Origin of the sequence: Marivita hallyeonensis (assembly GCF_900129875.1) — a bacterium.
GTDB classification, from domain to species: Bacteria; Pseudomonadota; Alphaproteobacteria; order Rhodobacterales; family Rhodobacteraceae; genus Marivita; species Marivita hallyeonensis.
In genome coordinates, this window is sequence record NZ_FQXC01000005.1 from 20,310 (window position 1) to 44,693 (window position 24,384).

Below are 24,384 nucleotides of genomic sequence, written 5' to 3' on the forward strand. Positions count from 1 at the left end.
GGACGCGCATTTCAGGTCATCACATCCGGTGCCGTCCGCCCGGTGCGCTCGACAAGCCCGGTGATTTCGGCCACCGCCGCCGCGATGTCTTTCAGCGCCGTCTGCGTTTCAATGGCAAGATCGCCGTCCCGAGGTTCGTACCGCTCAAGATAGACCCGCAGCGTCGCACCTTCGGTGCCCGTTCCAGACAAACGCAACACGGCGCGACCGCCGCCCTCGAAATCAATCCGGATGCCCTGATTGTGGCTCACCGATCCATCCACCGGGTCGTGATAGGAAAACTCATCCGCTGAAGCGACCGTACAGCTCGCAAAGCTTTGTCCGGCAAGACTATCGAGATTGGCCGTCAGATCATTCATCAGCCCATTCGCCGCGGTGCTGTCCACCGCCTCGTAATCGTGGCGCGAGTAGTAGTTCCGCCCGTAGGTCTGCCAGTGGTCTATCAGGATATTGCGCACTGGCATCTTGCGCGCGGCAAGAATGTTGAGCCACAGAAGCACCGCCCAAAGCCCGTCTTTCTCGCGCACATGATCGCTGCCCGTCCCGGCGCTTTCTTCTCCGCAGAGGGTTACCCGACCGGCGTCGAGCAGATTGCCGAAGAATTTCCACCCCGTTGGTGTCTCGAAGCACTCCACCGCAAGCGCCTCTGCCACCCTGTCGCAGGCGCGGCTCGTTGGCATGGACCGCGCCACCCCGGCGATACCGCGGTCATAACCCGGCGCGAGATGCGCGTTGGCAGCCAGAACGGCAAGGCTGTCGGACGGCGTCACATAGATGCCTTGGCCAAGGATCATGTTGCGGTCGCCATCGCCATCCGAGGCCGCGGCAAAATCCGGCCCGTCTTCCGACATCACCAGATCGACCAAAGGCTTGGCCCAGATCGGATTCGGATCCGGGTGGCCCTTGCCGAAATCGACCGACGGCACACCGTTCAGAACCGTGCCCTCCGGCGCACCCAGAGTACCTTCGAGGATGGCCTTGGCATACGGTCCGGTCACCGCGTGCATCGCATCGAACCGCATGGTGAACCCGCCCGCAAAGAGTGCGCGGATCGCGTCGAAATCGAACAGCTCTTCCATCAGCGCGGCGTATTCTGCAACCGGATCAACAATTTCGACGGTCATGCCGCCGAGCGATGTCTCCCCGATCTGATCCAGCGCGAGGTCGCCGGTATCCAGCGTCTTGTACTCGCTGATCGTCTTCGTTTCTTCAAAAATGCGGTTGGTGATCGCCTCCGGCGCCGGACCGCCGTTCGCGATGTTGTACTTCAGGCCGAAATCCTCATCGATGCCACCAGGGTTATGGCTTGCCGACAGGATCAGCCCTCCATCTGCTTTGCGCTTGCGGATCAGGTTAGACGCCGCCGGCGTCGACAGTAGCCCGCCTTGCCCGACAATCGCCCGCATCGCGCCATTGGCGGACGCCATCCGCAGGATCGTCTGGATTGCCTCGGCGTTGAAATACCGCCCATCCCCTCCGATCACGAGCGTCTTGTCATCGACCCCGTCAATCGCGTTGAAGATCGATTGCACGAAGCATTCGACATAGTCGGGTTGCATGAAAACGCGTGTCTTCTTGCGCAAGCCGGATGTCCCCGGCTTTTGACCGTCGAAGGGCGTGCAGCTTTTCGTGAGAAGTGTCATGCAGTTAGCTCCTTGGTGTGGGGCAGTTCGGGTTCGTCCTGTGCGGGGGCGCGGTGCCGGTTCATGATACCGGCTGTCCGCGCAAGCGCATCGCTTTGTGCCATTTCGTCGAGCGAGACTGGCAGGCGCCGGCGCCAGTTTGGGTGTTCGTCTATGGTGCCGGGCAGGTTCTGCGCCTCAACCGCGCCGAAGACGTCGTCCAACTGGACCGAGACCATCGCGGCGGGCGACGCCGCCAGACGGTCGTGCAGCGTTTCAGTGATCTCTGGGGCAGCGGCGGAGGGTCGAAGACTGCTGACCTTGCGCAAGCTGGCCCGTTGCCGCGCGCGGTCGCCGTGCCGATCCGCGCGTTCTTGAGGCGTGATCCAGCCGACGCGCTGCCACCAGTCGATGTCATTGCCATACCAGAACCCCTGCACGGTCGGCGTATCATGGGTGCCGAAACAGGCAAGGCTGTCGGGTGCCAAGCTGTCGGCCGGGCGAATCTCTCCGAGGTGGTTCGCCTCGAACTGCCATACCGAATAGCTGTACAGCCCCGATGCCTTCATCGCCGCGCGCAACCCGTTGGGGACAAGCCCAAGGTCCTCACCGACGACCACGCATCCCGCGCGGTGCGCCTCGATGGTGATGACGGCCAAGAGCGAGTCGAGTGGCTGGGCAATGTACCCGCCGGGGCTGCCGTCATCCGGTATCAAGAAGCTGCGCAGTAGCCCAAGGGCATGGTCAATCCGCAGCAATCCGCACCGCGCCATCAGGTTGCGCAACATCGAACGGAAGGGCGCGTAGCGGTACGCGGCAAGCTGTCCGGGCGCATGCGCCGCCAAGGCCCAGGACTGCCCCTCCGGGCTCAGGTGATCGGGCGGCGCGCCGATGGTGACACCCTTGGCGATCGTCGCCGCGTTCATCCAGACCTCGGCCCCATCCGGGCGCGGTCCAACGGCAAGGTCGAGATAGAGGCCAAGCGCCATACCTGACGCTGTCGCCCGCGCCTGCGCCGCATCCAGTTGTGTCTGTGCCAGCCACTGGAGCCAGAGGTGAAACGTGGCGTTGTCCCGCGCCTCCGCATCCGCCGCGCGGCCCGGTTGTTGCAATGCGGTGGGCCACCGACGGAAGTCATGGCCGTGCCGTTCGCTGATCGCTTCGAAGACGGCAAAGGTCTTGATGTCCGCTGAACAGGTTTCGCACCAAGCGGCAAAAGCAGTTCGGTCACCAGAAGCCTGAAACGTCGCGAAGTCCTGCCGCAATACGGTGCGCTGCCGCTCCCGAAACGCGGCATAATCGATAAGCGCGTCGTCGGGGCAGGGGCCGAGACCCGTCGCAGGCGCAATATGATCGGTGTTGAACGCCCCGCGATGCGACGGCGAATAGGGGCTGATCATATCCGTGGTGGCCCATCCAATCGCATGGACAGGGTTGATCCCGAAAAACTGCGCACCCGCGCGGCCCAGCGTCTCGGACACCACCCCCAATTCGGGGTAAGAGCCAAGACCGCCATTCCGGTCCGATCGCAAACCGTAAAGCGCACCGGTCGCGCCCCAGCAGGGCGCTTGCGGCATGCTGGGCGCACGGGCAGGACGTGCCAGGACGAAGGTCTCCGCCGACCAATCCGGCCCCTCGCACCGCAGCCGGTAATACCCAACTTCAACTTGCGGCAGCCCGATCCCGTCGGCGCTGCGCCCTTCGGCCACAACGTCCCCCGCTTCCGTTTCAAGCACCCATGTACAGTCCGGCGCTGAGATCCGAACCTCTTGCCCCGCCGCAACGATGTGCTCTGCTGGCATACGGCGCGAGGCACCGCGGCGTTCGGCCAAAGCCTCATGCACCTCCGCCTCGCTGGTCGCCGCGACCCCGATTGCCTTTAATAGCGCTCGAAGGGTGTCTGGTGTCGCCGCATGACGAACACCGTGCAGGTCAAAGAACTCAAGGTAGATCCCGTTCTCGGCCGCCAGTTCCCGAAGCGTATCGTCTGCGGTGCTCATGCCACGACCCTGTCGGTCAGGACGAAAGCGCTCACCGATTGCGCCGGGACGGTCACGCGATCGGTGTCGAGGCGGTGCGAGGACTGCACCATCTCGGACGTATCGATCTCGCGCGTCCAGGCGCGGGTCTCGGGGTCGGGAAGCGTCAATTCAAGATCGTCCTCACCCCGGTTGAAGGCCAAGAGAACCTCATCCGTCACCCTACGCCCGATTACACTCTCGGCGTTGCCGCGCAGGTGCAGACAGAGTGACGACAGGTCCGGATCGGTCCAGTCGATGTCGGTCCCTGCGAAGGACTGCCACTCCACATCAGGTTTCTGGTCAATCGGACGGATCGCGCCGTGCAGAAAACCCGATTGCCGCAGCACCGGGTGCGCTTGCCGGAACCGCGACAGCACCGTCGTGAATTCAATCAGCTCGGCATCCATGCTGGCCCAGTCAAGCCAGCTGATCTCGTTGTCCTGGCAGTAGCTGTTATTGTTGCCCTGTTGCGAGTTGCCGCCTTCGTCTCCCGCCAAGAGCATCGGCGTGCCTTGCGACAGGAACACAGTGGCCAGAAGGTTACGTTGCCGCTGACTGCGCTTGGCTTGGATGGCTGGATCGTCGGTCTCTCCCTCCACGCCAAAATTTTCGCTGAAATTCGCGCGGTGACCGTCCTGATTGTTCTCGCCATTGGCGTGATTGTGCCGCGCCTCGTAGCGCGTCGTGTCGGCCAGCGTGAACCCGTCATGTGACGCGGCATAGTTGACCGATGACCAGACCCGCCGCCCGCGCTGGTCGAAGATGTCGGCGGTGCCAAGCAACGCCGACCCAAGCCCTTGCGCCCCATGTGCGTCGCCGCGCCAGAACAGGCGTGCGGTATCGCGGAACCGATCGTTCCATTCGGCGAATTTCGCTGGAAACGCGCCAAGCTGATACCCGCCAAAGCCGATATCCCACGGCTCCACGATGAGCTTGACGCCAGCCAGAACCGGGTCCTGCCGCAGCGCGGTCAGAAACGCGCCATGCGGCTGAAACCCTTCCGCATCGCGGCAGAGCGTCGTGGCCAGGTCGAACCGAAACCCGTCAATCCCGAAGGTCTGAACCCAGTAGCGGAGGCTGTCGAGGATCATGCGGGTGACAAACGGATGGCTGACGTCAAGCGTATTCCCGCAGCCGGTGTCGTTCACGTAGTACCGCGGGTCCTCTTGCAAGCGATAGTACGACGCATTGTCGAGACCGCGAAACGAGAAGGTCGGTCCCAGGTGGTCACCCTCGGCCGAATGATTGTAGACCGCGTCCAGAATGACCTCGATCCCGGCAGCGTGGAACCGGTCCACCATTGCGCGGAACCCGCGCAGACCGGACGGCCCCATGTAGCGCGGTTCGAGCGCGAAAAATCCGGCCGTATTATACCCCCAGTAATTGACCAGACCGCGCCCGCCCAAGGCACCTTCCGACTTGATCGCCTGCACCGGCAGCAGTTCCACCGCCGTCACGCCAAGTCGCGTCATGTGATCAAGCATCGCTGGTGAGGCCAGCCCGTCGAACGTGCCGCGCGCTTCGACCGGGACGTCAGGATGGCGCATCGTCAGACCCTTCACATGCGCCTCGTAGATAAACGTGCTCTCCCAACCCCGTCCCAGAGGTGTGGCCGTTGCGGGCAAGAAGCCCGGGTCCGGCACAACGCTTTTCGGCGTGTGGCCCGCACTGTCGCGAGTGTCAAATGACAGGTCTGCCTCTGGTGCGGTCAACGTGTAACCAAATGTGACAGGATGGTCGTTGAACGCCCCGAAGAAGGATTGGCTGTACGGGTCGATCAGAAGCTTGTTGAGGTTGAAGCGATGACCTGCCTCGGGCGCGTACGGCCCTGCCGCGCGATACCCGTAAAGCGTACCTGGCTTCACGCCGGGCAGGTAGCCGTGCCAAACCGATCCTGTGCGCTCCGGCAAGGGGAGCCGTAGCTCCTCACGCTTGCCGTCCGGCGAAAAAAGACACAGAAACACAGCCTCCGCGTTTTCCGAGAAGACGGCAAAATTTGTGCCATGCCCATCGAAATGCGCGCCCAGCCGGGTCGGCATGCCGGGTTCAAGCTGTGCAGAGACGGTGTTCTGATAGGTCATCAAACAAGGTCAGAATACATGTCACGATAGGCTTTCGCCGAGGTCTCCCAACTCACCGGGTGCCGCATCGCATTTCGCTGCATGGCCTGCCAGAGTTTCGGGTCCGCATAAGCATCAACGACGCGGTCTACGACCCCCGAAATACCCGCGCCGCTGACGTCAGAGAACACAAAGCCCGTCGCGGCCTTGGCCGCAATCGCCGCGACATTGGCGTCGATCACCGTATCGGCCAGACCACCGGTCCGCGCCACCACGGGCAATGTGCCATAGCGCAGCCCGTAAAGCTGGGTCAGGCCGCAAGGCTCAAACCGCGACGGGATCAGAATGGCGTCGCTGCCCGCCTGGAAAAGGTGTGACAGGGGTTCGTCATAGCCGATATGGGTCGCGACCTGCCCGGCATGCGTTTCAGCGGCAGTTTTGAAGCCTTGCTCCAATTCGCGCTGTCCGGTGCCCAGAACCGCCAGTTGCCCACCCGTCGCGACGAGATGCGGCACCGCATCAAGCAGCGCGTCCAGGCCCTTCTGACTGGTCAACCGGCTGACCACGCAGAAGAGCGGTCCGGTTGCATGCGTCACGAGCCCGAGCTGTTCCTGCAGCGCGGCCTTGTTGGCAGCTTTTCGTTTCAGCGTCTTTGCGTCGAAATTCTCGGCCAGCGCCTTGTCGTCCGCCGGGTTCCACACGTCCGTGTCGATGCCGTTCAGCAGCCCGCTCAACACGTCTGACCGCGCGCGCAAGACGCCGTCCAGCCCCATGCCAAACTCCGGCGTCAGGATCTCGCGCGCGTAGGTCGGGCTGACCGTGGTGATCCGGTCGGAATACATCAAAGCGCCCTTGAGCATGTTCAGATCACCGTGAAACTCCAGCCCCTCGGGGTGGAACCAGTCGGTCTTGAGGTGCAACTGCCCAAGCACTTGCGGGCCGAACCGACCTTGGAAGGCGATGTTGTGGATGGTGATGATGGACTTCGGCTCCGTCCGGCCCGTCATGCGCAGGTAAACCGGACTAAGCGCCGCCTGCCAGTCATGAGCATGCAGGATGTCGGGTTGGTAGCCGTCGATCACCCCCATGCAAATCCGCGCGGCGGCCATCGACAGGGCGGCGAAGCGGATGTGGTTGTCCGGCCAATCGCGCCCGTCCTCGTCGATGTAGGGTCCGCCCGGCCGGTCAAAAAGCTGCGGCGCGTCGAGCAGAACAAGCGGCACGCCCTCCGCCTCGACTGCGACCACGCGTGCGGTCCCGCCGGGCAAATCGTCGAACGCGGCGACCTCGGTCCCTTTCGGCAGCAGCGGAAAAAGCTGCGGATACGCGGGCAAGACCACCCGCGCCTCCACGCCAAGCGGCTTCAGCGCGGCAGGCAAGGCCCCCACCACATCCGCGAGGCCACCCGTCTTAACGAAGGGCGCGCATTCCGATGACACCATCAAGACCTGCATGTCAGCCGTCCAGTTTATCAATCATCGACTGTGTGATGAGGCAGATGCCCCCTTCGGTGCGCCGGAAGCGCTTGGCGTCCAGTTCGGGGTCTTCACCCACGATCATCCCGGGCGGGATCTTTACACCGCGATCCAGCACCACGTTCTTGAGATAGGCCCGCCGTCCGACCTCGGCGTAAGGCAGGGCGACGACGCCCTCGAGCTGTGAATAGGAGTGCGTCTTCACGCCGGTGAACAAGAGGCACCGGTACAGCGACGATCCCGAAATGATGCACCCGCCCGACACCATCGACGACACCGCCTGACCGCGGCGGCCTTCCTCGTTATGGATGAATTTCGCGGGTGGGACCAATTCGGAATAGGTCCAGATCGGCCAATCGGTCGCGAAGATGTCCAGCTCCGGCTTGAAGTCCGTCAGGTCGATATTGGCCTGCCAGTAGGCATCGATCGTACCCACGTCGCGCCAGTAGGGTTCGGTCTCCAGCCCCGACATGACACAAGAGCGGCTGAACGGATGCGCCCGCGCGCCGCCTTCAGCCACGATGCTCGGGATGATGTCCTTACCGAAATCGTTGTCGGATTTCGGGTTTTCCGCGTCCTTCTTGAGGATCTCATAGAGATACTCGGCCTCGAACACGTAAATTCCCATGCTCGCCAGCGATTTGGTGTCATCGCCCGGCATCGTGGGGGGCTCTGCCGGTTTCTCCACGAAGTCGAGAATGGTGTCATTGTCATCGACATGCATGACGCCAAAGCCCTTCGCCTCGTCGCGCGGCACCGCGATGCAGCCGACGGTCACCTTGGCGCCGGACCGGACGTGTTCCTCGATCATGAAGGAATAGTCCTGCTTGTAGATGTGGTCACCTGCGAGGATCAGAACGTATTTCGGACCATAGCCGCGAATGATGTCGATGTTCTGCGTCACCGCATCGGCCGTGCCCTTGTACCAGTTCTCTTCGTTCAACTGTTGCGAGGCCGGCAGGATATCGAGCGACTCATTGCGTTCCGCGCGGAAGAAGCTCCAGCCGCGCTGGATGTGGCGGATCAGGCTGTGTGCCTTGTATTGCGTCGCGACGCCTATTCGGCGGATACCCGAGTTGACCGCGTTCGACAGCGCGAAGTCGATGATCCGCGTCTTGCCGCCAAAATAGACGGCGGGTTTCGCGCGGATGTCCGTCATCTCTTTCAGGCGGCTACCGCGCCCCCCGGCCAGGATGAAGGCCATGCTTTGCTGTGCGAGACTGAATCTGTCTTCTTTCATCTTTCCCTCCCCTCTGTCCGCGTGCGGTCAGTCCTCCAACTGAAAGAACACGGTCGCCAATGGTGGCACTGTGATTTCGATAGAATAGGGGCACCCGTGCATCGAGACCGCGTCGGTCCGTGCGCCACCGGGGGTACCCGTATCCGTGCCGCCATAGATCGCGGCATCCGAGTTTAGTTTTTCGTCCCAATGCCCTTCATGCGGCACGCCGATGCGGAAACCGGTGCGCGGGACCGGGGTGAAATTCGCGACGACCAGAACGGGTGTCTCACCCGCCTCGCCGTATCTAACCCAGGAAAAGACCGAGTCCGCCGCGTTGCCGCCGTCGATCCAGCGGAACCCGTCTTCTTGATGGTCCTTCTGGAAGAGCGCGGGCGTCGCGCGGTAGAGCGTGTTCAGATCCCGCACCAAGCGCTGCATTCCCTCATGCGAGGCATGGTCAAGCAGGTGCCAGTCGAGGCTTGTTTCGTTGTTCCACTCCTGCGCCTGGGCGAACTCGCCGCCCATGAACAAGAGCTTCTTGCCGGGATGGCCCCACATGAAGCCGAAATAGGCACGCAGGTTCGCAAAGCGCTGCCAGTCGTCCCCCGGCATCCGGCCCAAGAGCGACCCCTTGCCATGCACCACCTCGTCATGGCTGAGCGGCAGGATGAAATTCTCGGAGAACGCGTAATGCAGTCCGAAGGTCATCTTGTCGTGATGATATTTCCGGTTGATCGGATCTTCGGCCATGTAGCGCAGGGTGTCGTTCATCCACCCCATGTTCCACTTGAAGCCAAAGCCCAGGCCGCCCGCATCGACCGGAGCGCTGACGCCCGGAAACGCGGTGCTTTCCTCGGCGGCGGTCAGAATGCTGTCATCGGCGCCGTAGACGGTCGTGTTCATCCGCTGCATAAAGGCAATCGCTTCGAGGTTCTCGCGCCCGCCATCCTTGTTGGGCACCCATTCGCCCTCTTTCCGCGAATAGTCGCGGTAAAGCATCGACGCCACGGCATCCACGCGCAGCCCGTCGATGTGGTATTCCTCGAACCAGAACCGCGCATTCGCGATCAGGAAGTTCTGCACCTCCGTGCGCCCGTAGTTGTAAACGAGCGTGTTCCAGTCCGGATGGAAGCCTTCTTTCGGGTCTGCATGTTCATAAAGAGGCGTGCCATCGAACCGGCCCAGCCCGTGCTGGTCGGTCGGGAAGTGCCCCGGCACCCAGTCGATGATAAGACCAATCCCAGCCGCATGGCAGGCATCGACGAACTGGCGGAACTCTTGCGGCGTGCCAAAACGCGAGGTCGGCGCGAAGAGGCCAACTGGCTGATAGCCCCACGAACCGCCAAACGGGTATTCCGACACCGGCGTCAATTCGATATGCGTGAACCCCATGTCGCGCACGTAGTCGACAAGCATCGTTGCATGCTCAAGGTATGTGAGCGAGCGGTTACCCTCTTCCGGCACCCGCCGCCAGCTTTCCAGATGCACCTCGTAGATCGAGATCGGCTGGTCGATCCGCTGTTTCGCGCCGCGTTTCTTCAGCCAGCCAGCGTCGGACCAGTCGTACCCGTCAAGGTCTCGCACGACCGACGCCGTGGCCGGTGGCAACTCCGCGCCAAATCCGACCGGGTCGGCTTTCAACGGCAGCAGGTTTCCATGCGCATCGAGGATTTCGTATTTGTAGACCGTGCCGTCCCCAAGTCCCGGAACGAAGATCTCGTGCACGCCCGTCGCGCCCCGGCGGCGCATCACGTGGCGGCGGCCATCCCAGCCGTTGAAGTCACCGACGACCGAGACGCGCAACGCATTCGGTGCCCAGACCGCGAAATGCGTGCCATGGACACCCTCATGCGTGCAGACATGCGCCCCAAGCGCGTCCCACAGGTTGTCATGCGTACCCTCGCCGAGAAGGTATTCGTCCATCTCGCCCAGCTTCGGGCCAAATGCATAGGCGTCCTGCTCTTCCCAGGACTCGCCGCCGCGTGTCAGGCGCAGTTTGTAGTCGAACCGGTTCTTTCGTCGCGGAACAACGCCCGCGTACAAGCCGTCCCGCACGTTTTCCAAAGCTGCAATCTTGCGCCCGGTCTTGGCGTCGAGCACCTCGACACTGTCCGCCTCGGGCCGCATGGCACGGACCACGATCTTACCGCCGATCTCGTGCAAGCCGAGCACCGCGAACGGATCCCCGTGCCGACCTTCAGCAATCGCGGCGGCAGTCCCGGCGTCGATCAGATCAGCAGTGTCGCTCATGCGGATTTCTCAAGCTTCGGTCGTGTGACGGACTCCGCGCCCCAGATATCGCGGGCATAGCCCGTGATCGTCCGGTCGGACGAGAACCATCCCATGCTTGCGGTATTGGCCAGCGCCATCGCCGCCCAGTTCTTTGCGTTCCGGTACGCCACATCCGCACGGCGCTGCGTATCGAAATAGCTGTCGAAATCGCAGGTCACGAGGAAATAGTCATGGTCATAAAGCATTCCCACGAGCCCATGATACCGGCTTGGGTCGTGAGGTGCAAAACGGCCCTCGGCGATCTGGCCCAGCACCCGCTGCAGACGCGGGCTCGCCTCGATCGCGGCGCGGGCGAAGCCGTGATGCGTGCGCCGCTCCATCACCTCCTGCGCGGTCAGGCCGAACAGGAAGAAATTCTCGGACCCGACATGCTCGCGGATCTCCACGTTCGCGCCGTCCAGCGTGCCGATGGTCAGCGCGCCGTTCAGGGCGAATTTCATGTTACCAGTGCCAGACGCTTCCTTGCCCGCCGTCGAGATCTGTTCCGACAAATCCGCTGCCGGGATCAACCGTTCGGCCATCGTCACGTTATAGTTCGGCGGGTAGACGATCTTGAGCTTGTCGCCCGTCACCTCGTCGGCATTGATGACACCGGCCACGTCGTTGATGAGCCGGATGATATCTTTCGCCACGAAGTACCCCGGTGCGGCCTTGCCGCCGAAGATCTTCACGCGGGGGGTCCAGTCTGCATTCGGAGTGTCGCGCATGTCGTTCCACAACGCGACAGTCTCCAGAAGGTTCATCAGCTGGCGTTTGTATTCGTGGATGCGCTTGATCTGCACGTCGAACATCGCCTCGGGATCAAGGGTGATCCCCATGGTTTCCCCGATCCAGTTCGACAGGTTGACCTTGTTTTCGCGCTTCGACGCGGTGAACGCCTCGATGAAGCCCACATCGTCGCGTTTTGACTTGAGCGTGGAAAGCTGTTCGAGGTCCGTCACCCAGCCCTCGCCGATCTCGTCCGTGATCAACCGCCGCAATGACGGGTTGCAGCCATGAAGCCAGCGGCGCGGCGTGATGCCGTTGGTCTGGTTGATGATCCGCGTCGGGTGGATACGGTGCAGGTCGGCGAAGACCGTTTCCTTGACCAATTCGGTGTGCAGCGCCGACACCCCGTTGACCTTGTGCGCCATGATGAAGGCCAGTTCGCCCATGCGCACATCGCCATGTTCAAGGATGCGTGGGCTTCCGGGATACTCGGACTGATGCGCGTGTTCGATGACGCGGATGATCTCAAGATGGCGCGGCAGGATACGACCCATCAGGTGTTCGCTCCACCGTTCCAGTGCCTCGGGCAAAAGCGTGTGGTTGGTGTAAGCCAGACAGCGCCGCGCGATGTCCATCGCCTCGTCCATCGGCAATCCGTGGTCGTCCACCAGAAGGCGCACCAGTTCCGGCCCGGCAATCGCCGGATGTGTGTCGTTCAACTGGATCGCCACGTAATCGGGCAGGGCACGGATGTCGTCATGGTCCTGCAGGTAGCGGCGCATCAGGTCCATCAGCGACGCGGCCGTGAAGAAGTATTCCTGCTTCAACCGCAATTCCTTGCCGCTTTCCGTCGTGTCGTCGGGATAAAGCACCCGACTGATCGTGCGCGCCAGTGCCTCCGACCGTCCGGCGGCGAGGTAATCGCCGCGGTTGAAGCTTTCCAGATCGAAATCCTTCGACGGCTCCGCCGCCCACAGGCGCAGTGTGTTGCCCCATGCGCCCTTCCAGCCGACAATCGGCGTGTCATAGGCGGTGGCCATCACCACCTCGCCCGGATGCCAGTATGCCTTGCCTTCGTGGTGATCCACATGCCCGCCGAACCCGATCCGGTACTGTGCCTCCGGCCGTTCGAATTCCCACGCGTGCCGTTGTGTCAACCACGTCTCGGGCTTCTCGACCTGCTGGCCTTGCGCGAAGCTCTGTTCAAACAACCCGTGTTCGTAGCGGATGCCGTAGCCAAAGGCCGGGATGCCCAACGTGGCCAGCGAGTCCATGAAACAGGCGGCCAGCCGCCCCAATCCGCCATTGCCCAACGCCGCGTCAGGTTCGTCATGCACGATGGCGTCGTAGTCGAGCCCCAATTCGTCAATCGCGGCTTTGACCGCCTCTTCCATCTGAAGGTTGCCGATCATGTCCTCGATCAGCCGTCCCATCAGGAATTCCATCGACAGGTAATACACCCGCTTCGGCGAGGCCGCGTAGGTCTCGCGCGTGGCGTCGAACCACGTCTCGACCATCTGGTCGCGCAGGACGAGTGACAGCGCGATGCGCCAGTCATAAGTCGAGGCGTGCTCGGCGTCTTTGCCAAGCGAGTATTTCAGGCGGTTCAGAATGTCGGTTTTCATCGTCATTTTGCTGTCCAACGCGACTCAAAGCGCTTTGATTGCGCTAACAATGGCGTCTATGGCGCAAATTCGGCCCTTTGACCACTGTTATAAGCGCAAAGCTGTGCCGCAGATTCAGCATATACGCAAGCCGATAGCAATCTGTTCGACGTCAACGTAGGGCGTCGGAGATGTTTTGACCGTCATGAAGCAAACAACCCCAAGAAAACGATCGACAATCGCACAAGGTCGCCTTGAAAGCGCCACGCTGATGGGTGCTGTGTTGGGCACGCTTGTCTGCAATGATGAATTGAAAGCCTTGGTCGTGTTTTGAGTGATCAACCAGAAAACCAATCGGACGCGTACTCGCGCCGGCAATGGGTTCGCGCCGTAAATCTGTCCGCCATCCTCGGCTGGTTGGTCGTGGCTGTACCCATTTCTATGGGCATAGGCGGCGGTGAAGTCCGCCAATCGGCCGGCGTCATGATCTGGGCTGCGGTCATCGGTCTGCCCATCGCATTTGCGGTGAGTTGGCTGATTGCCGCGCCAATCCTCAAGCGCATGATGCGTTCGCCCATCACGTGGCTCCGCGCGGCGTCCTCGGGCGCTTTCGTTGCGTTCATCATCGCCTTGGTGAGCATCGTGATGGGTCGACTAAGAGGCTGGATGCAGTCGATGAACCCGGACTCCTTTTCGCAACGCGGTGGGGGTGACAGGATCCAGGAAGTTGATGGGATTTTGACAACCTACGGATGGTTGGTTCTTGGCCAGAGAACGGCTGTTTTCGTGCTGGCGGGCGCTTTCATCGCCATCCTCATACGCGCGATCATCGGTCCCGGACGAAAACCCTAGAAGAAGAGACGCTGGTGTTCGGGAACGCTTTGAAAACCGCCACGAAGGATTCTCAACAAGCGCCTGGTGAATAAGGAAAGCATGGCACGCCCAGCTCGTTAGGAACACCACGCCTGGTCTACGAGGGTCCGCCGCTGTGTCCCGTCACACATCCCCCAGCGACCGAAGCTGCGCGCCCGTGTCGTCAAAATTCGCCGGGTCGAGCCAGCGTTCAAAGCGCGCTTTGAGGTCCGGCCATTCACTGTCGAGGATCGAGAACCACGCGGTGTCGCGGTTGCGCCCCTTGTAATGCGTCGCCTGTCGGAAGGTGCCCTCGTAAGTGAAGCCCAACCGCTCTGCCGCCTGCCGGGAGGGCGCATTCAGCGCGTCGCATTTCCATTCGTAACGCCTGTAGCCCAGCTCATCGAAGACGCGTGCCATCATGAGGTACTGAAACTCGGTCGACGCGCGGGTCCGTTGCAGCGCAGGGGAAAGGTTGATGTAGCCAACTTCGATCGACGCGTTTTCCGGCGCGATACGCAAAAAGCTCGCGTGGCCCACTGCGCGCCCATCGACAAGGATCGCGTGCATCAGGGGATCATCCCACGTGACAGCCTTCTGCACCCATTCGCGGAATGCTTCGACATCGTCATACGGACCGTTTGGCAAATAGGTCCAGAGGCGGTCCTCCTGATCCTCGCAAAACGCCAAATGAAGGTCATCGGTATGGTCGAGGCGCAACGGTACTACAGTGCAATACCGCCCCGTCATCTCTGTCTTTGGCGGCAATGGTCGCGTGCTCAAGTCAGAAAGGGGCAACCCGACAGGCTGCCCCAACTCGTTCAGTGTTTGCCCGGTGACGAACGGATCCGTCACGCAAATTCGCGGGTCAGAGCCTCGTCGACCGACGCGATGATCTGGTCGATATCGTCCTTCGTCGCGATCAGCGCGGGGCTGAAGCACAGCGTGTTGTTGTAGCCAGGAAGCGACCGGTTCGTTGCGCCGATGATGATGCCCTGCGCCATGCAGTCGGCAACGACCTTCTGCACGCGCTTCTCGGCCATCGGCTTGCGGCTTTCACGGTCCTCCACCAGCTCTGCGCCAAGGAACAGACCTTTGCCTCGCACGTGGCCGATCACGGAATGCTTGTCGGCCAGCGCGTGCAGTTCACCAAGCATGTAGTCGCCCATCTGCGTTGTGTTTTCGAGCAGGTTCTCATCCTCGATGATCCGCATGTTCTCCAACGCCGCCGCCGGTCCTGCGGTACAGCCCCCGAAGGTCGAGATGTCGCGGAAGTAGTTCATCGGGTCTTCGTGGTTGTCCTTGAACATCGAGAACACGTCTTCCGTCGTGACCATGCAAGCAATTGCGGCATAGCCGGACGCGACACCCTTGGCCATTGTCACCATGTCAGGCTGCACACCGTATTGCTGGTAGCCAAACCAGGTGCCCGTCCGACCCACGCCGCAAACAACTTCGTCGATATGCAACAGGATATCGTACTTGCGGCAGATCTCCTGCACCCGGTCCCAATAGTCTTGCGGCGGGGTGATGACACCGCCACCCGCTGTCACCGGCTCAAGGCACAGCGCGCCGACGGTGTCCGGACCTTCGCGCAGGATGACCTGTTCGATCTGGTCCGCCGCCCATTCACCGTAGTTCTCGGTTGGGGCGCCCTGATCGGCGGCGCGGTATTCAAGGCAATGCGGCACGCGCACGAAGCCGGGGTTAAACGGCCCGTACTGCGCGTTGCGCTCGTCCTGACCGCCAGCGCTCAGGCAGGCAATCGTGGTGCCGTGGTAATCGCGGTCGCGGTAGAGGATCTTGTGCTTCTTGCCGCCATAGCGCTTGTGCGCGATCTGACGGACCATCTTGAACGCCTTCTCGTTCGCCTCGGAACCGGAGTTGCAGTAGTAAACCCGCGTCATCCCCGGCATCTTCGAGATCAGCTTTTCCGAGAATAGCGCGCCAGGGATCGACCCGGCGGAGCCCGCGAAATAGTTCAGCTTTAGCAGCTGGTCATAGACCGCCTTGGCGATGCTTTCGCGCCCGTAGCCGACGTTCACGGTCCAGACACCACCGGACACGGCATCAAGGTGCTCTTTGCCTTTCTGGTCCCAGACCCGCATGCCCTTGCCCTCGACGATGATGCGCGGGTCGGTCGTCTCGAACGGTTTATGCTGAATAAGGTGGTGCCAGACGTGGGCGCGGTCGGCTTCGACCACGTGGCTGAGATCGTTCTGGGACAAGGTGCCGTCCATGGCTGTCGCCTCCGTATGAGAATCAGTGCCACCCAAGCGCGGACCCCGCCTTGGTTCGAAACAACTTGAGCAGAAGGCGTGACCCGGGGTTAGGGCCAGAAGCACATCAGAAATGAGTCCAAATGAAAAGGCCCCTGCGCGTCTGTGCGACAGCGCAACCTGAGCGATACAAAGGGCATTGAAACAAGCCGCTTAAGCGCTGTCCCCACCGATCATGGCGCGGATACTGTCGATCTGAGTATCGAGCCAGGCCCGCGCCTGATCAACCGTTGCGACGTACATCTCCATAGGCCCGGCAAGCCCCGGAAAGCTTTCGGCCAGCTGTGGTCCGAAAATGTAGACCGCGGTGGCGATCACGAAAATGAGCGCGGTGAAGATGAAACCGCGTCCAAACCCGCCGTTTGGCTCATCGTCGTCTTCCAGATCGCCCTGAACCGTCCGAACCTCGCGCCGCTCGGTCGAGGCGCGCAGCGTCTGGTTGATCTCCTCCACATCGGGCAGCATATCGCTGCGCGATTGAGGCCTTGTGTCGACGACCGCCCCCGTGGCAGCGGCCGCAATGGACGGATCAGGCGGATCACCGCGCAGCTTGCGCATCCGGTCCTGGGCCTGACGCGCGCGCTTTGCCGCCTCGTCTTCGGGTTCCTGCAATCCCAGATCGGGTTGGTCTTCCAGCACGTCGGCTTCGGCTTCGCGGGCCCGCGCCTCAAGCTCGGCTTCCTCGCGCAAAATTCCGGCAACGGCAGGATCAAGTTCCTTGCGTTTCGGGGGCGCTGGCGGGGGCGTCTTCCCCGGCGCCGCGTCCTGGTTCACGGACGGGCCGTCATCCCCATCGCTGTCGACCTCCGGATGCCAGACGGCGTCCTTCGGTGCAGCTTCGGCGGCAGCAACTGCCTCCGGACTGTCTTCCGTGCCTTTCGCCTGAAACCACGTTTTCCCGCAATTCGAGCACTGAACGTCGCGTCCCTCGTCCGGGATCACGTCATCGGGAACTTCGTATTGCGCTCCGCAACTTGGACATGTCAGCCGCATATTGCCTGTTGCCCCTCCTGGACGCGGCGATTGTTATGCCGTCGCCTTTTCTCACCGTGAAATCAACATAGGCGCGCCATGCGCTGTGGAAAAGCCTCTTGTGCTGCCTCGGTCGCATTGAAACTGGCACGATGCTCAGGCACAACAGCGCCGAACGAGGGGGCAGGGGCAAGACCACCGTGATCGAGCTTGAAAATGTGGCGTATAGTTACGGTGGGGGTGAGCTGCTGACGGACATCACGCTTACGGTGCAACCGGGCTCGTTCCACTTTCTGACCGGGCCGTCCGGGTCGGGCAAAACCACCTTTCTGAAGCTCTGCTACGGCGCGCTGCAAGCCACCTCCGGCCATGTCCGCCTGTTCAACCGCGATGTGCGCGGACTTGGTCGCGATGACGTGGCCGTGCTGCGCCGCAAGGTCGGTGTGGTGCATCAGGACTGCCAGTTCCTCGACCATTTGCCGGTGGAAGAAAACGTGGCCCTGCCACTGGCGGTCTCCGGGCAGGATGCGGGCGGGGATGACGCCAACCTCAAAGAGCTACTGGCCTGGGTCGGCCTGACCGCACGCGCCGATGCCCTCCCGCCAGAACTGTCCGGCGGCGAACGCCAACGGGCCGCCCTTGCCCGGGCGGTCATCATGTCACCCGAGGTCATCCTCGCCGACGAACCCACCGGGAATATCGACTGGGAAATGTCTCAGCGCCTGTTGACGCTTTTGGTCGAACTCAACCGCATGGGCAAAACCATCCTTGTCGCGACCCATGACCTTGGCCTCATCCGTGCCGCCAAGGCGCAGGTCCAGACGCGCGTGTTGCGGATTTCCAACCGGCGATTACAGACAGCGGGGGCGGACCTGTGAAGTTCGATTTTCGCTCCACCGCCCAGATGCTTCGCTTCGATGAAAAAGCCGATCGCGTCGTCCCGCCGACTGGCTTCACTGCGCGTCTGACCCTGTTCAGCGCCTTTGCCATGGCGTTTCTCGCCGTATTTGCGCTGGCTTTGTCGATGGCCGCGGGCCGGGTTGCAGAGCGATGGGGTGAAGAACTCGCCCAATCCTCGACCCTGCGCATATCGGCCCCTGCGGGTGAGGTCGCGGCCCAGACGGACGCCGCGCTGCGCGTTCTGCGCACGACACCCGGCATCATCGATGCCCGCGCACTCACGCTTGAAGAACAGCGCGCGCTTCTGGCCCCCTGGTTCGGGGATGACCTGCCCATCGACGACCTGCCGCTGCCGCAGCTGATCGACATCTCGGAAACCGAGGATGGGTTCGATGCCGCCGGGCTGCGCCTGCGTCTCGCGGCCGAAGCGCCCGGCGCGGTTCTGGACGATCACGCCCGCTGGCGGCAACCGCTGATCGAAGCAGCCACACGGCTGCGCGTCTTGGGCTGGGCGTCGATCCTGCTTATCACGGCGGCCACGGCGGCAATGGTCACGCTCGCCGCCAACGCGGCCCTTGCGGCCAATGCGCAGGTGATCGCCGTGTTGCGCCTCGTCGGCGCCAAGGACACCTATATCGCCAGTGCCTTTGTCCGTCGTTTCGCCCTGCGCGCCCTGACGGGCGGCGCCTTCGGAACGTTGACCGGCATCATCGCGCTCTTCGTCATACCCAGCAGCAGCGACGCGGCAGGGTTCCTGACGGGCCTGACCATTCAGGGCGTCGGCTGGGTCTGGGTCGTGCTCATTCCGCCACTGACCGGTTTGGTGGCCCTGATCGCGACCCGGTTCGCGGCGGGCCGTGTGCTTGAGGAGTTGGCCTGATGGCATATGCAATCCAGTGGGTCCGTTCCCTGATCTTCGTTGTCTTGATCTATGTCTCGATCGCGGTGGTCGGCATCGTTCTGTTCCCGTGGGCCGTGTTCTCCCGTCGCGGCGCGCGCACGGCGTGCATGACGGTCTGCCGCATCGTGCGCTGGCTGGGCCCGTGGCTGGTTGGCCTGAAGACCGAGATCCGGGGCACGCCACCCGATTACGAATGCCTGGTCGCGTCGAAACACCAGAGCTTTCTGGACGTCTTCCTTGTCTTTTCGGCTTTGCCGGCGGGCAAGTTCATCATGAAGCGCATTCTGATGTACGCGCCCATCGTCGGGCAGTACGGCCTACGCATCGGCTGTATTCCGGTCGACCGCGGCAAACGCGGCGCCGCGATCAAGAAGATGGTAGACGCGGTTTCCAAGGGCACGGCGATCCCCGGCCAGCTCATCATCTACCCGCAAGGCACGCGCATCGCGCCCGGCGTGAAGGCCCCGTACAAAGTCGGCACGGCCGTCCTTTACGAGCAGCTGGGCCAACCCTGTGTGCCCGTGGCGGCGAATGTCGGGCTGTTTTGGCCCAAGCGCGGCATCTACCGCAAACCAGGCACCGCAGTTGTCGAGTTCCTGGAACCGATCCAGCCGGGCCTGCCGCGCGATGAATTCCTGACACTGCTGGAAGAGCGGATCGAAACCGCGTCGAACAAGCTCAACGAAGAGGCCGGATTCCATGCGCCGCATTGAAACGATCGCCGATCTGGAAACCCTCTACGGACCACCGGTGCCCGCAGCGCTGAGCAAGGTCGCGGACCACCTCACGCCAATGTACCGCCGCTGGATCGAGGCCTCGCGGTTCTGCGTCCTGTCCACTGTCGGCGCACAGGGCACCCACGCCACGCCGCGCGGTGATGTCGACCCGGTGATCCGTGTGACCGATCCCTCGACCATTCTTCTGCCCGACTGGCGCGGCAACAACCGGCTCGACGCGCTGCGCGATATCGTCGAAGACCCGCGCGTCGCGTTTCTGTTCCTGATCCCGAACTGCAAGACCACAGTCCGCGTGAACGGCCGCGCGTATCTCACGGATGACGCCGATCTCCGCGCGTCGTTCGAGAAGAAAGGACAGCGCCCCGCCACCGTCATCGTGACCGAGGTAAGCGAGGCCTACACGCAATGCGCCAAGGCGCTCATGCGGTCGGGCCTGTGGGACAACGCGCCTGTTCCCGCAGATCTGCCAACGGTCGGCGATATTCTGGCGGACATGACTGACGGTGGGGTCGGAGGACCCGACTACGATCGGGGCTACGAAGAACGGGCCATCCCGAGACTCTGGTAGCGCGCGGGTCAGAGCCTTTGAAGGCTCTGCCAAAGACCTTTCGAAAGGTCTTTCGACATCTATAATCCCGCCTTAGCGATGTTGGTCGATCAGGATCGGATTGCCGTCCGGATCGATCACCGTGATATGCGCCGGGCCGCTGCCGTCGGGATCGGTGCGTTCGGTCAACGCGATGCCCGCCGCCTCAAGCTTTGCCTGTATCTCACGGACGTCCAAGAACCCGTCGGTGTTCTGAGCGTTCTGATCCCAACCTGGATTGAAGGTCAGCATGTTCTTCTCGAACATGCCCTGGAACAAACCGATCAGCGTGTCACCGCTCTTCAGGATCAGCCATCCCTGATCCGCATGCCCGCCAAACTCTGAAAACCCGAGCGCTTCGTAGAAGGTTTTTGATGCGCCGATGTCTTTTACGGCGAGGCTGATGGAAAACGCGCCCAAATGCATGTGGTGTCCTTTGCGAAAAATGCTCGCGACCATGCTACCACAGCGGGTGACCGTCCGGTTCATTTCTCTGTCATTAACCACACCGGCGACAGGGTACGCGCACGATGCGCATCGAGCGGGAAGGGTCACTCCCATGCCGCGACTTTTCTGACCCGCGTGTTTTGCGACACGCATTCTCTCACATGCCGGAAGGCTGACCATGAGAGACCGGTTTCCGAACAGGCTTGGGTATCCCCCAAGTACAGGTCGCCCGTTGAATCGGGGACGATGAGAGAACCGTCAGGCCTACGGGGCGGCGCCGCTTCTTCTCAAAGACAAAACGGCTCTTCGAAGAGCCGTTTCACGCAGCGTCGAAGCTGCGTAAGGAAGCCTGTTCGAACAGGCTTCCCGCTTGGTGTGCTCGATCACATATGGATCGGACCGTCGCCACAGGCCAGCGCGGCCTCGCGTACAGCTTCCGAATAGGTCGGATGCGCGTGGCATGTAAGTGCCAGATCCTCCGCCGACGCGCCGAATTCCATTGCGACACAGATCTCGTGGATCAAATCCCCCGCCATCGGCCCGATGATATGCGCGCCGAGGATGCGGTCGGTTTCCTTGTCGGCAAGGATCTTCACGAACCCGTCCGCCGCGAAATTCGCCTTCGCGCGGCCATTGCCCATGAAGCTGAACTTGCCCGCTTTGTAGGCACGGCCCGCTTCCTTGAGCTGTTCCTCGGTCATGCCCACATTGGCGACCTCGGGATGGGTATAGATCACACCCGGGATTACGCCGTAATTCACGTGACCATGCTTGCCTGCGATCACCTCGGCGCAGGCCATGCCTTCGTCCTCGGCCTTGTGCGCCAGCATCGGTCCGTCAATACAGTCGCCGATGGCGTAGATGCCTTTGACATTCGTCCGCCACTGATCGTCGGTCTTGATCTGGCCGCGCTCTGACATCTCGATCCCCAACCCGTCGAGGCCAAGGCCGTCGGTATAGGGGCGGCGTCCGGTGGCGACGAGCACCACATCGGCGTCCATCGTATGTTCGCTGTCATCCTTGCGCAGCTTGTAGGTGACCTTGGCTTTCGTCTTGGAGGCATCGACGCTTTGCACCGCAGCCCCCAGCGTGAAGCTCAGCCCCTGTTTCTGCAGCAGCTTCTGGAAGGCTTTTTGCACCTCACCGTCCATGCCCGGGGTGATCGTGTCGAGGAATTCGATCACCTCGACCTCGGTCCCGAGGCGGCTGTACACCGAACCCAGTTCAAGCCCGATCACACCTGCACCGATGACGACCATTTTCTTCGGGATCTTCGGCAACTCCAGCGCGCCGGTCGAGGTCACGACCACCTTCTCGTCGATCTCGATCCCCGGCAGGCTCGACGCCTCGGACCCGGTCGCGACGATGATGCTCTTCGCATCGTGCACCTCGTCCCCGACCTTGACCTTGCCGGTCTCCGGGATCGACCCCCAGCCCTTGAGCCAATCGATCTTGTTCTTCTTGAACAGGAATTCGATGCCCTTGGTGTTCTGGCTGATCACGTCGTCCTTGTAGGCGAGCATCTGTTTCCAGTCGACCGAAGGCGATTTGCCCTTCAGGCCCATCTTCGCGAAGTTGTGCTCGGCCTCGTGCAATTGGTGGCTCGCGTGCAAAAGCGCTTTCGACGGAATGCAGCCAATGTTGAGGCAGGTTCCGCCCAGCGTTTCGCGGCCCTCGACGCAGGCGGTTTTCAGTCCCAGCTGCGCGCAGCGGATCGCGGCCACGTAGCCGCCGGGGCCGGAGCCGATAACGATGACGTCGTATTGTGCCATTTTGCGGTGTCCTTTTTTGGTCTGTCGGTTGGGGGCCAGCCCCCAAACCCCCGGAGTTTTGGGGCAAGATGAAGTTACATAAGTGCGGCGATCAGGATGTAGAGCGTGGCAAGAAACCCGATGAACCAGATCAGCGACCGCCATGGCGCCCAGCCAAATGCATAGGCGGGCACGTAGAGGATGCGGGCGATCAGGTAGAGGGCACTGGCCAGCGCCGTCATCTCGGAGTTTTGTCCGGAATAGGTGATCACCATCACGGCAATGCCGAACAGGATCAGGCCTTCGAAATGATTGTTGAGCGCGCGCTGCAAGCGACCCGCGATGCCGGTGATCTGCACCGGTTCGTCGCGCGGTGAGGCGGCGTATTTGCGGCCGACCTGGCGCTGGGCGGTGATGGAATAGGCCACGAATTGCAGCATCTGCAACAACGCGGCCAGGGTCAGGGCGGTCAGTTCGGGGGTCATAAGCCCCCCCGGATCAGGCGCGTCCGTTCAGACGACCCTTGTCGAGTAGTCGCCACAAGTACCCGGCCGCGGCCAGCAACACGGCCAGCGCCAGAACGCGGTACATCACCCAGATGCCCAGCATCGCTGCGGGCATCGCGGGCAGGGCGTCCGACATCTGGCCGGCCATGAACCAGCCGATAAGCTTGACGGGAATGATCAGCAGACAGGCCACAATGGCCAGCCGGGACCGTTTGTAGGCCCAGTAGGCCAGCCCGGCATACAGCACCGCCGCGATGGCGGAGCGCAGTTTCACACCGAACGCGCCGGTCTCCGAGATCGTGCCGACAGTCTCGGACGGGGCCATCAGCATGACACCGCTGAGGGCGAACAGGTGCCAGACGGCGTTGAGGGCCGCGAAAGCGACGATGAACCAAAGAATGAGGGGCATGAGGACATCCGCTGCGTTGATTACCGGCTTTGGTGTCCAACACGCGATCGGTGTCTTTGGTTTCATCTCTTCGGGAAAGGGGCATCAGCCCGCATAGCTGCGCGCCACGTCCACGGACCATGGCATGCCTGCCCGCTGGCGCAGCGGACGTGCAGCGGCGCATGGGCCGGGATATGGCGGCAGACCGGGTCACGCGGCCTCGTCGAAGGCGTAGTCGACATCGGCGAAGCGCGCGACAGGGAAGGTGAAGAGCATCTTCATCGTTTCATCCGCCTCGAACCCGTGCATCTGGCCTGCCGGAATGAAAAGCGTGTCGCGTGAGGACATCGCCGTTTTTGGCCCGACCTGCAGATTGGCGCTGATCGAGTAGGCCACGAATTGCAGCACTTGCAGCAAGGCGGCGAGGGTGAGGGCGGTGAGTTCGGGGGTCATGTTTCGTTTTCCTGGCTCGTCTTTTGTAAAGGTTCCAAGATTTGACGAAAGTATCGTTGGTTCGCCATTTGGACCAAAACAACGAGAAGCTGACACAATGCCGCGATGGCTAATACTCTGCCGAAGCGGAAATAGTCCCACGTCTCGACAAGATGAAAAACTGCCGTTCCTACGTAAAGGGTGATCAGCGAAGTAAGACCTTGTAGAACAACTAGTGATGAAGCAAAATTTTCATATTCTCGGACTATGATTGCATTTTCAAATTTCGCAGCTTCGCCAATGAGCATAAGACTGTGATCTCGCAAAAAACTGATTGGCGATGCTCGTCCAAGAGCGATCGTGAGCTCGCCAACTGAGTAAATTACAAAGAGTGATACGAGGCCAACCAAAAAAGCCTCGGCATTGTTTAGTCGTAAGTACCAGTCGCCAGCTTTGCCAATCAGAAAGGTTACTGGCGCTTCAATTCTCGCAATCACTTCCTCTAGTTCGTTTCGTAGGTCTTCGGTTGCCAAGCCTTGGTTGTCAGCTTCCAGCAAGATGCTTTCCGCTCTCAAACTCAACTCGCTTACCTCTGTTCTCAAGTCTGGAAGAACCGCTACTACCGTTGA

General features: G+C 61.7%; 20 protein-coding genes and 1 pseudogene. 5 read left to right on the forward strand and 16 right to left on the reverse strand.

The annotated features are described in order from the left end of the window. Positions 1-11: 11 nt before the first annotated feature. Genes BUA42_RS16280 through BUA42_RS16310 form a run of 7 tightly spaced genes read right to left on the reverse strand, consistent with a single transcriptional unit; the run spans position 12 to position 13,025 of the window. Positions 12-1,643 (reverse strand): alpha-D-glucose phosphate-specific phosphoglucomutase, encoded by a 1,632-nt coding sequence (locus BUA42_RS16280; protein WP_072779396.1) that lies wholly within the window; start codon positions 1,641-1,643, stop codon positions 12-14. Then, positions 1,640-3,622: a 4-alpha-glucanotransferase gene (malQ, locus tag BUA42_RS16285; RefSeq protein ID WP_072779397.1), complete on the reverse strand. Its 1,983-nt coding sequence runs from the start codon at positions 3,620-3,622 to the stop codon at positions 1,640-1,642. Before malQ ends, BUA42_RS16280 begins: the two co-directional genes overlap by 4 nt. Beyond that, positions 3,619-5,724: a glycogen debranching protein GlgX gene (gene glgX, locus BUA42_RS16290; protein ID WP_072779398.1), complete on the reverse strand. Its 2,106-nt coding sequence runs from the start codon at positions 5,722-5,724 to the stop codon at positions 3,619-3,621. Before glgX ends, malQ begins: the two co-directional genes overlap by 4 nt. Beyond that, positions 5,724-7,157: a glycogen synthase GlgA gene (glgA, locus tag BUA42_RS16295; RefSeq protein ID WP_072779399.1), complete on the reverse strand. Its 1,434-nt coding sequence runs from the start codon at positions 7,155-7,157 to the stop codon at positions 5,724-5,726. Before glgA ends, glgX begins: the two co-directional genes overlap by 1 nt. A gap of 1 nt (position 7,158) precedes the next feature. Then, a complete protein-coding gene (glgC, locus tag BUA42_RS16300; protein WP_072779400.1) occupies positions 7,159-8,418 on the reverse strand; it encodes a glucose-1-phosphate adenylyltransferase in 1,260 nt (419 codons plus the stop codon). 27 nt (positions 8,419-8,445) lie between these two features. Beyond that, complete coding sequence (gene glgB / locus BUA42_RS16305) at positions 8,446-10,650, reverse strand: 1,4-alpha-glucan branching protein GlgB (protein ID WP_072779401.1); 2,205 nt, start codon at positions 10,648-10,650, stop codon at positions 8,446-8,448. Continuing rightward, positions 10,647-13,025, reverse strand: coding sequence for a glycogen/starch/alpha-glucan phosphorylase (locus BUA42_RS16310; RefSeq protein WP_084066271.1), 2,379 nt, complete (start codon positions 13,023-13,025; stop codon positions 10,647-10,649). Before BUA42_RS16310 ends, glgB begins: the two co-directional genes overlap by 4 nt. Before the next feature lie 309 nt (positions 13,026-13,334). Between BUA42_RS16310 and BUA42_RS16315 the strand changes: the two genes are divergently transcribed. Further along, a complete protein-coding gene (locus BUA42_RS16315) occupies positions 13,335-13,856 on the forward strand; it encodes a hypothetical protein (RefSeq protein WP_245819042.1) in 522 nt (173 codons plus the stop codon). Between the two features lie 144 nt (positions 13,857-14,000). Here the strand turns inward: BUA42_RS16315 and BUA42_RS16320 are convergent, their stop codons facing one another. The 3 genes from BUA42_RS16320 to BUA42_RS16330 all read right to left on the reverse strand — a co-directional run bounded on the left by BUA42_RS16320 (position 14,001) and on the right by BUA42_RS16330 (position 17,128). Beyond that, positions 14,001-14,711 (reverse strand): GNAT family N-acetyltransferase, encoded by a 711-nt coding sequence (locus BUA42_RS16320; RefSeq protein WP_072779404.1) that lies wholly within the window; start codon positions 14,709-14,711, stop codon positions 14,001-14,003. Continuing rightward, positions 14,708-16,096, reverse strand: coding sequence for an aminotransferase family protein (locus BUA42_RS16325; protein ID WP_072779405.1), 1,389 nt, complete (start codon positions 16,094-16,096; stop codon positions 14,708-14,710). The genes BUA42_RS16320 and BUA42_RS16325 overlap by 4 nt, the downstream gene beginning before the upstream one ends. 192 nt (positions 16,097-16,288) lie before the next feature. Continuing rightward, on the reverse strand, positions 16,289-17,128 hold the full coding sequence (locus BUA42_RS16330; protein WP_072779406.1) for a zinc-ribbon domain-containing protein: 840 nt from the start codon (positions 17,126-17,128) through the stop codon (positions 16,289-16,291). A gap of 179 nt (positions 17,129-17,307) precedes the next feature. Between BUA42_RS16330 and BUA42_RS16335 the strand changes: the two genes are divergently transcribed. From BUA42_RS16335 to BUA42_RS16350, 4 genes are read left to right on the forward strand one after another with little or no spacing between them, the layout of a single operon-like run. Continuing rightward, on the forward strand, positions 17,308-17,985 hold the full coding sequence (locus BUA42_RS16335; RefSeq protein ID WP_072779407.1) for a cell division ATP-binding protein FtsE: 678 nt from the start codon (positions 17,308-17,310) through the stop codon (positions 17,983-17,985). Between the two features lie 26 nt (positions 17,986-18,011). Further along, positions 18,012-18,887 carry a cell division protein FtsX gene (locus BUA42_RS16340; RefSeq protein WP_072779650.1) on the forward strand — a complete coding sequence of 292 codons (876 nt, stop codon included), beginning with the start codon at positions 18,012-18,014 and terminating at the stop codon, positions 18,885-18,887. Continuing rightward, positions 18,887-19,621, forward strand: a complete 735-nt coding sequence (locus tag BUA42_RS16345) for a lysophospholipid acyltransferase family protein (RefSeq protein WP_072779408.1) — start codon at positions 18,887-18,889, stop codon at positions 19,619-19,621. The genes BUA42_RS16340 and BUA42_RS16345 overlap by 1 nt, the downstream gene beginning before the upstream one ends. Next, positions 19,608-20,213: a pyridoxamine 5'-phosphate oxidase family protein gene (locus BUA42_RS16350; protein ID WP_072779409.1), complete on the forward strand. Its 606-nt coding sequence runs from the start codon at positions 19,608-19,610 to the stop codon at positions 20,211-20,213. The genes BUA42_RS16345 and BUA42_RS16350 overlap by 14 nt, the downstream gene beginning before the upstream one ends. Positions 20,214-20,285: 72 nt before the next feature. Here the strand turns inward: BUA42_RS16350 and BUA42_RS16355 are convergent, their stop codons facing one another. From BUA42_RS16355 to BUA42_RS16380, 6 genes and pseudogenes are all read right to left on the reverse strand, one after another. Next, positions 20,286-20,657, reverse strand: coding sequence for a VOC family protein (locus tag BUA42_RS16355; RefSeq protein WP_072779651.1), 372 nt, complete (start codon positions 20,655-20,657; stop codon positions 20,286-20,288). A gap of 404 nt (positions 20,658-21,061) precedes the next feature. Then, positions 21,062-22,450: a dihydrolipoyl dehydrogenase gene (gene lpdA, locus BUA42_RS16360; protein WP_072779410.1), complete on the reverse strand. Its 1,389-nt coding sequence runs from the start codon at positions 22,448-22,450 to the stop codon at positions 21,062-21,064. A gap of 74 nt (positions 22,451-22,524) precedes the next feature. Further along, positions 22,525-22,914, reverse strand: a complete 390-nt coding sequence (locus BUA42_RS16365; RefSeq protein WP_072779411.1) for an MAPEG family protein — start codon at positions 22,912-22,914, stop codon at positions 22,525-22,527. Between the two features lie 13 nt (positions 22,915-22,927). Beyond that, positions 22,928-23,344, reverse strand: coding sequence for a hypothetical protein (locus BUA42_RS16370; protein ID WP_143152730.1), 417 nt, complete (start codon positions 23,342-23,344; stop codon positions 22,928-22,930). Between the two features lie 312 nt (positions 23,345-23,656). Beyond that, a pseudogene (locus tag BUA42_RS20985) lies at positions 23,657-23,776 on the reverse strand (MAPEG family protein); the annotation flags it as partial. After that, a complete protein-coding gene (locus tag BUA42_RS16380; protein WP_072779414.1) occupies positions 23,773-24,312 on the reverse strand; it encodes a hypothetical protein in 540 nt (179 codons plus the stop codon). The gene BUA42_RS16380 and the pseudogene BUA42_RS20985, both read right to left, overlap by 4 nt. Positions 24,313-24,384 lie beyond the last annotated feature (72 nt).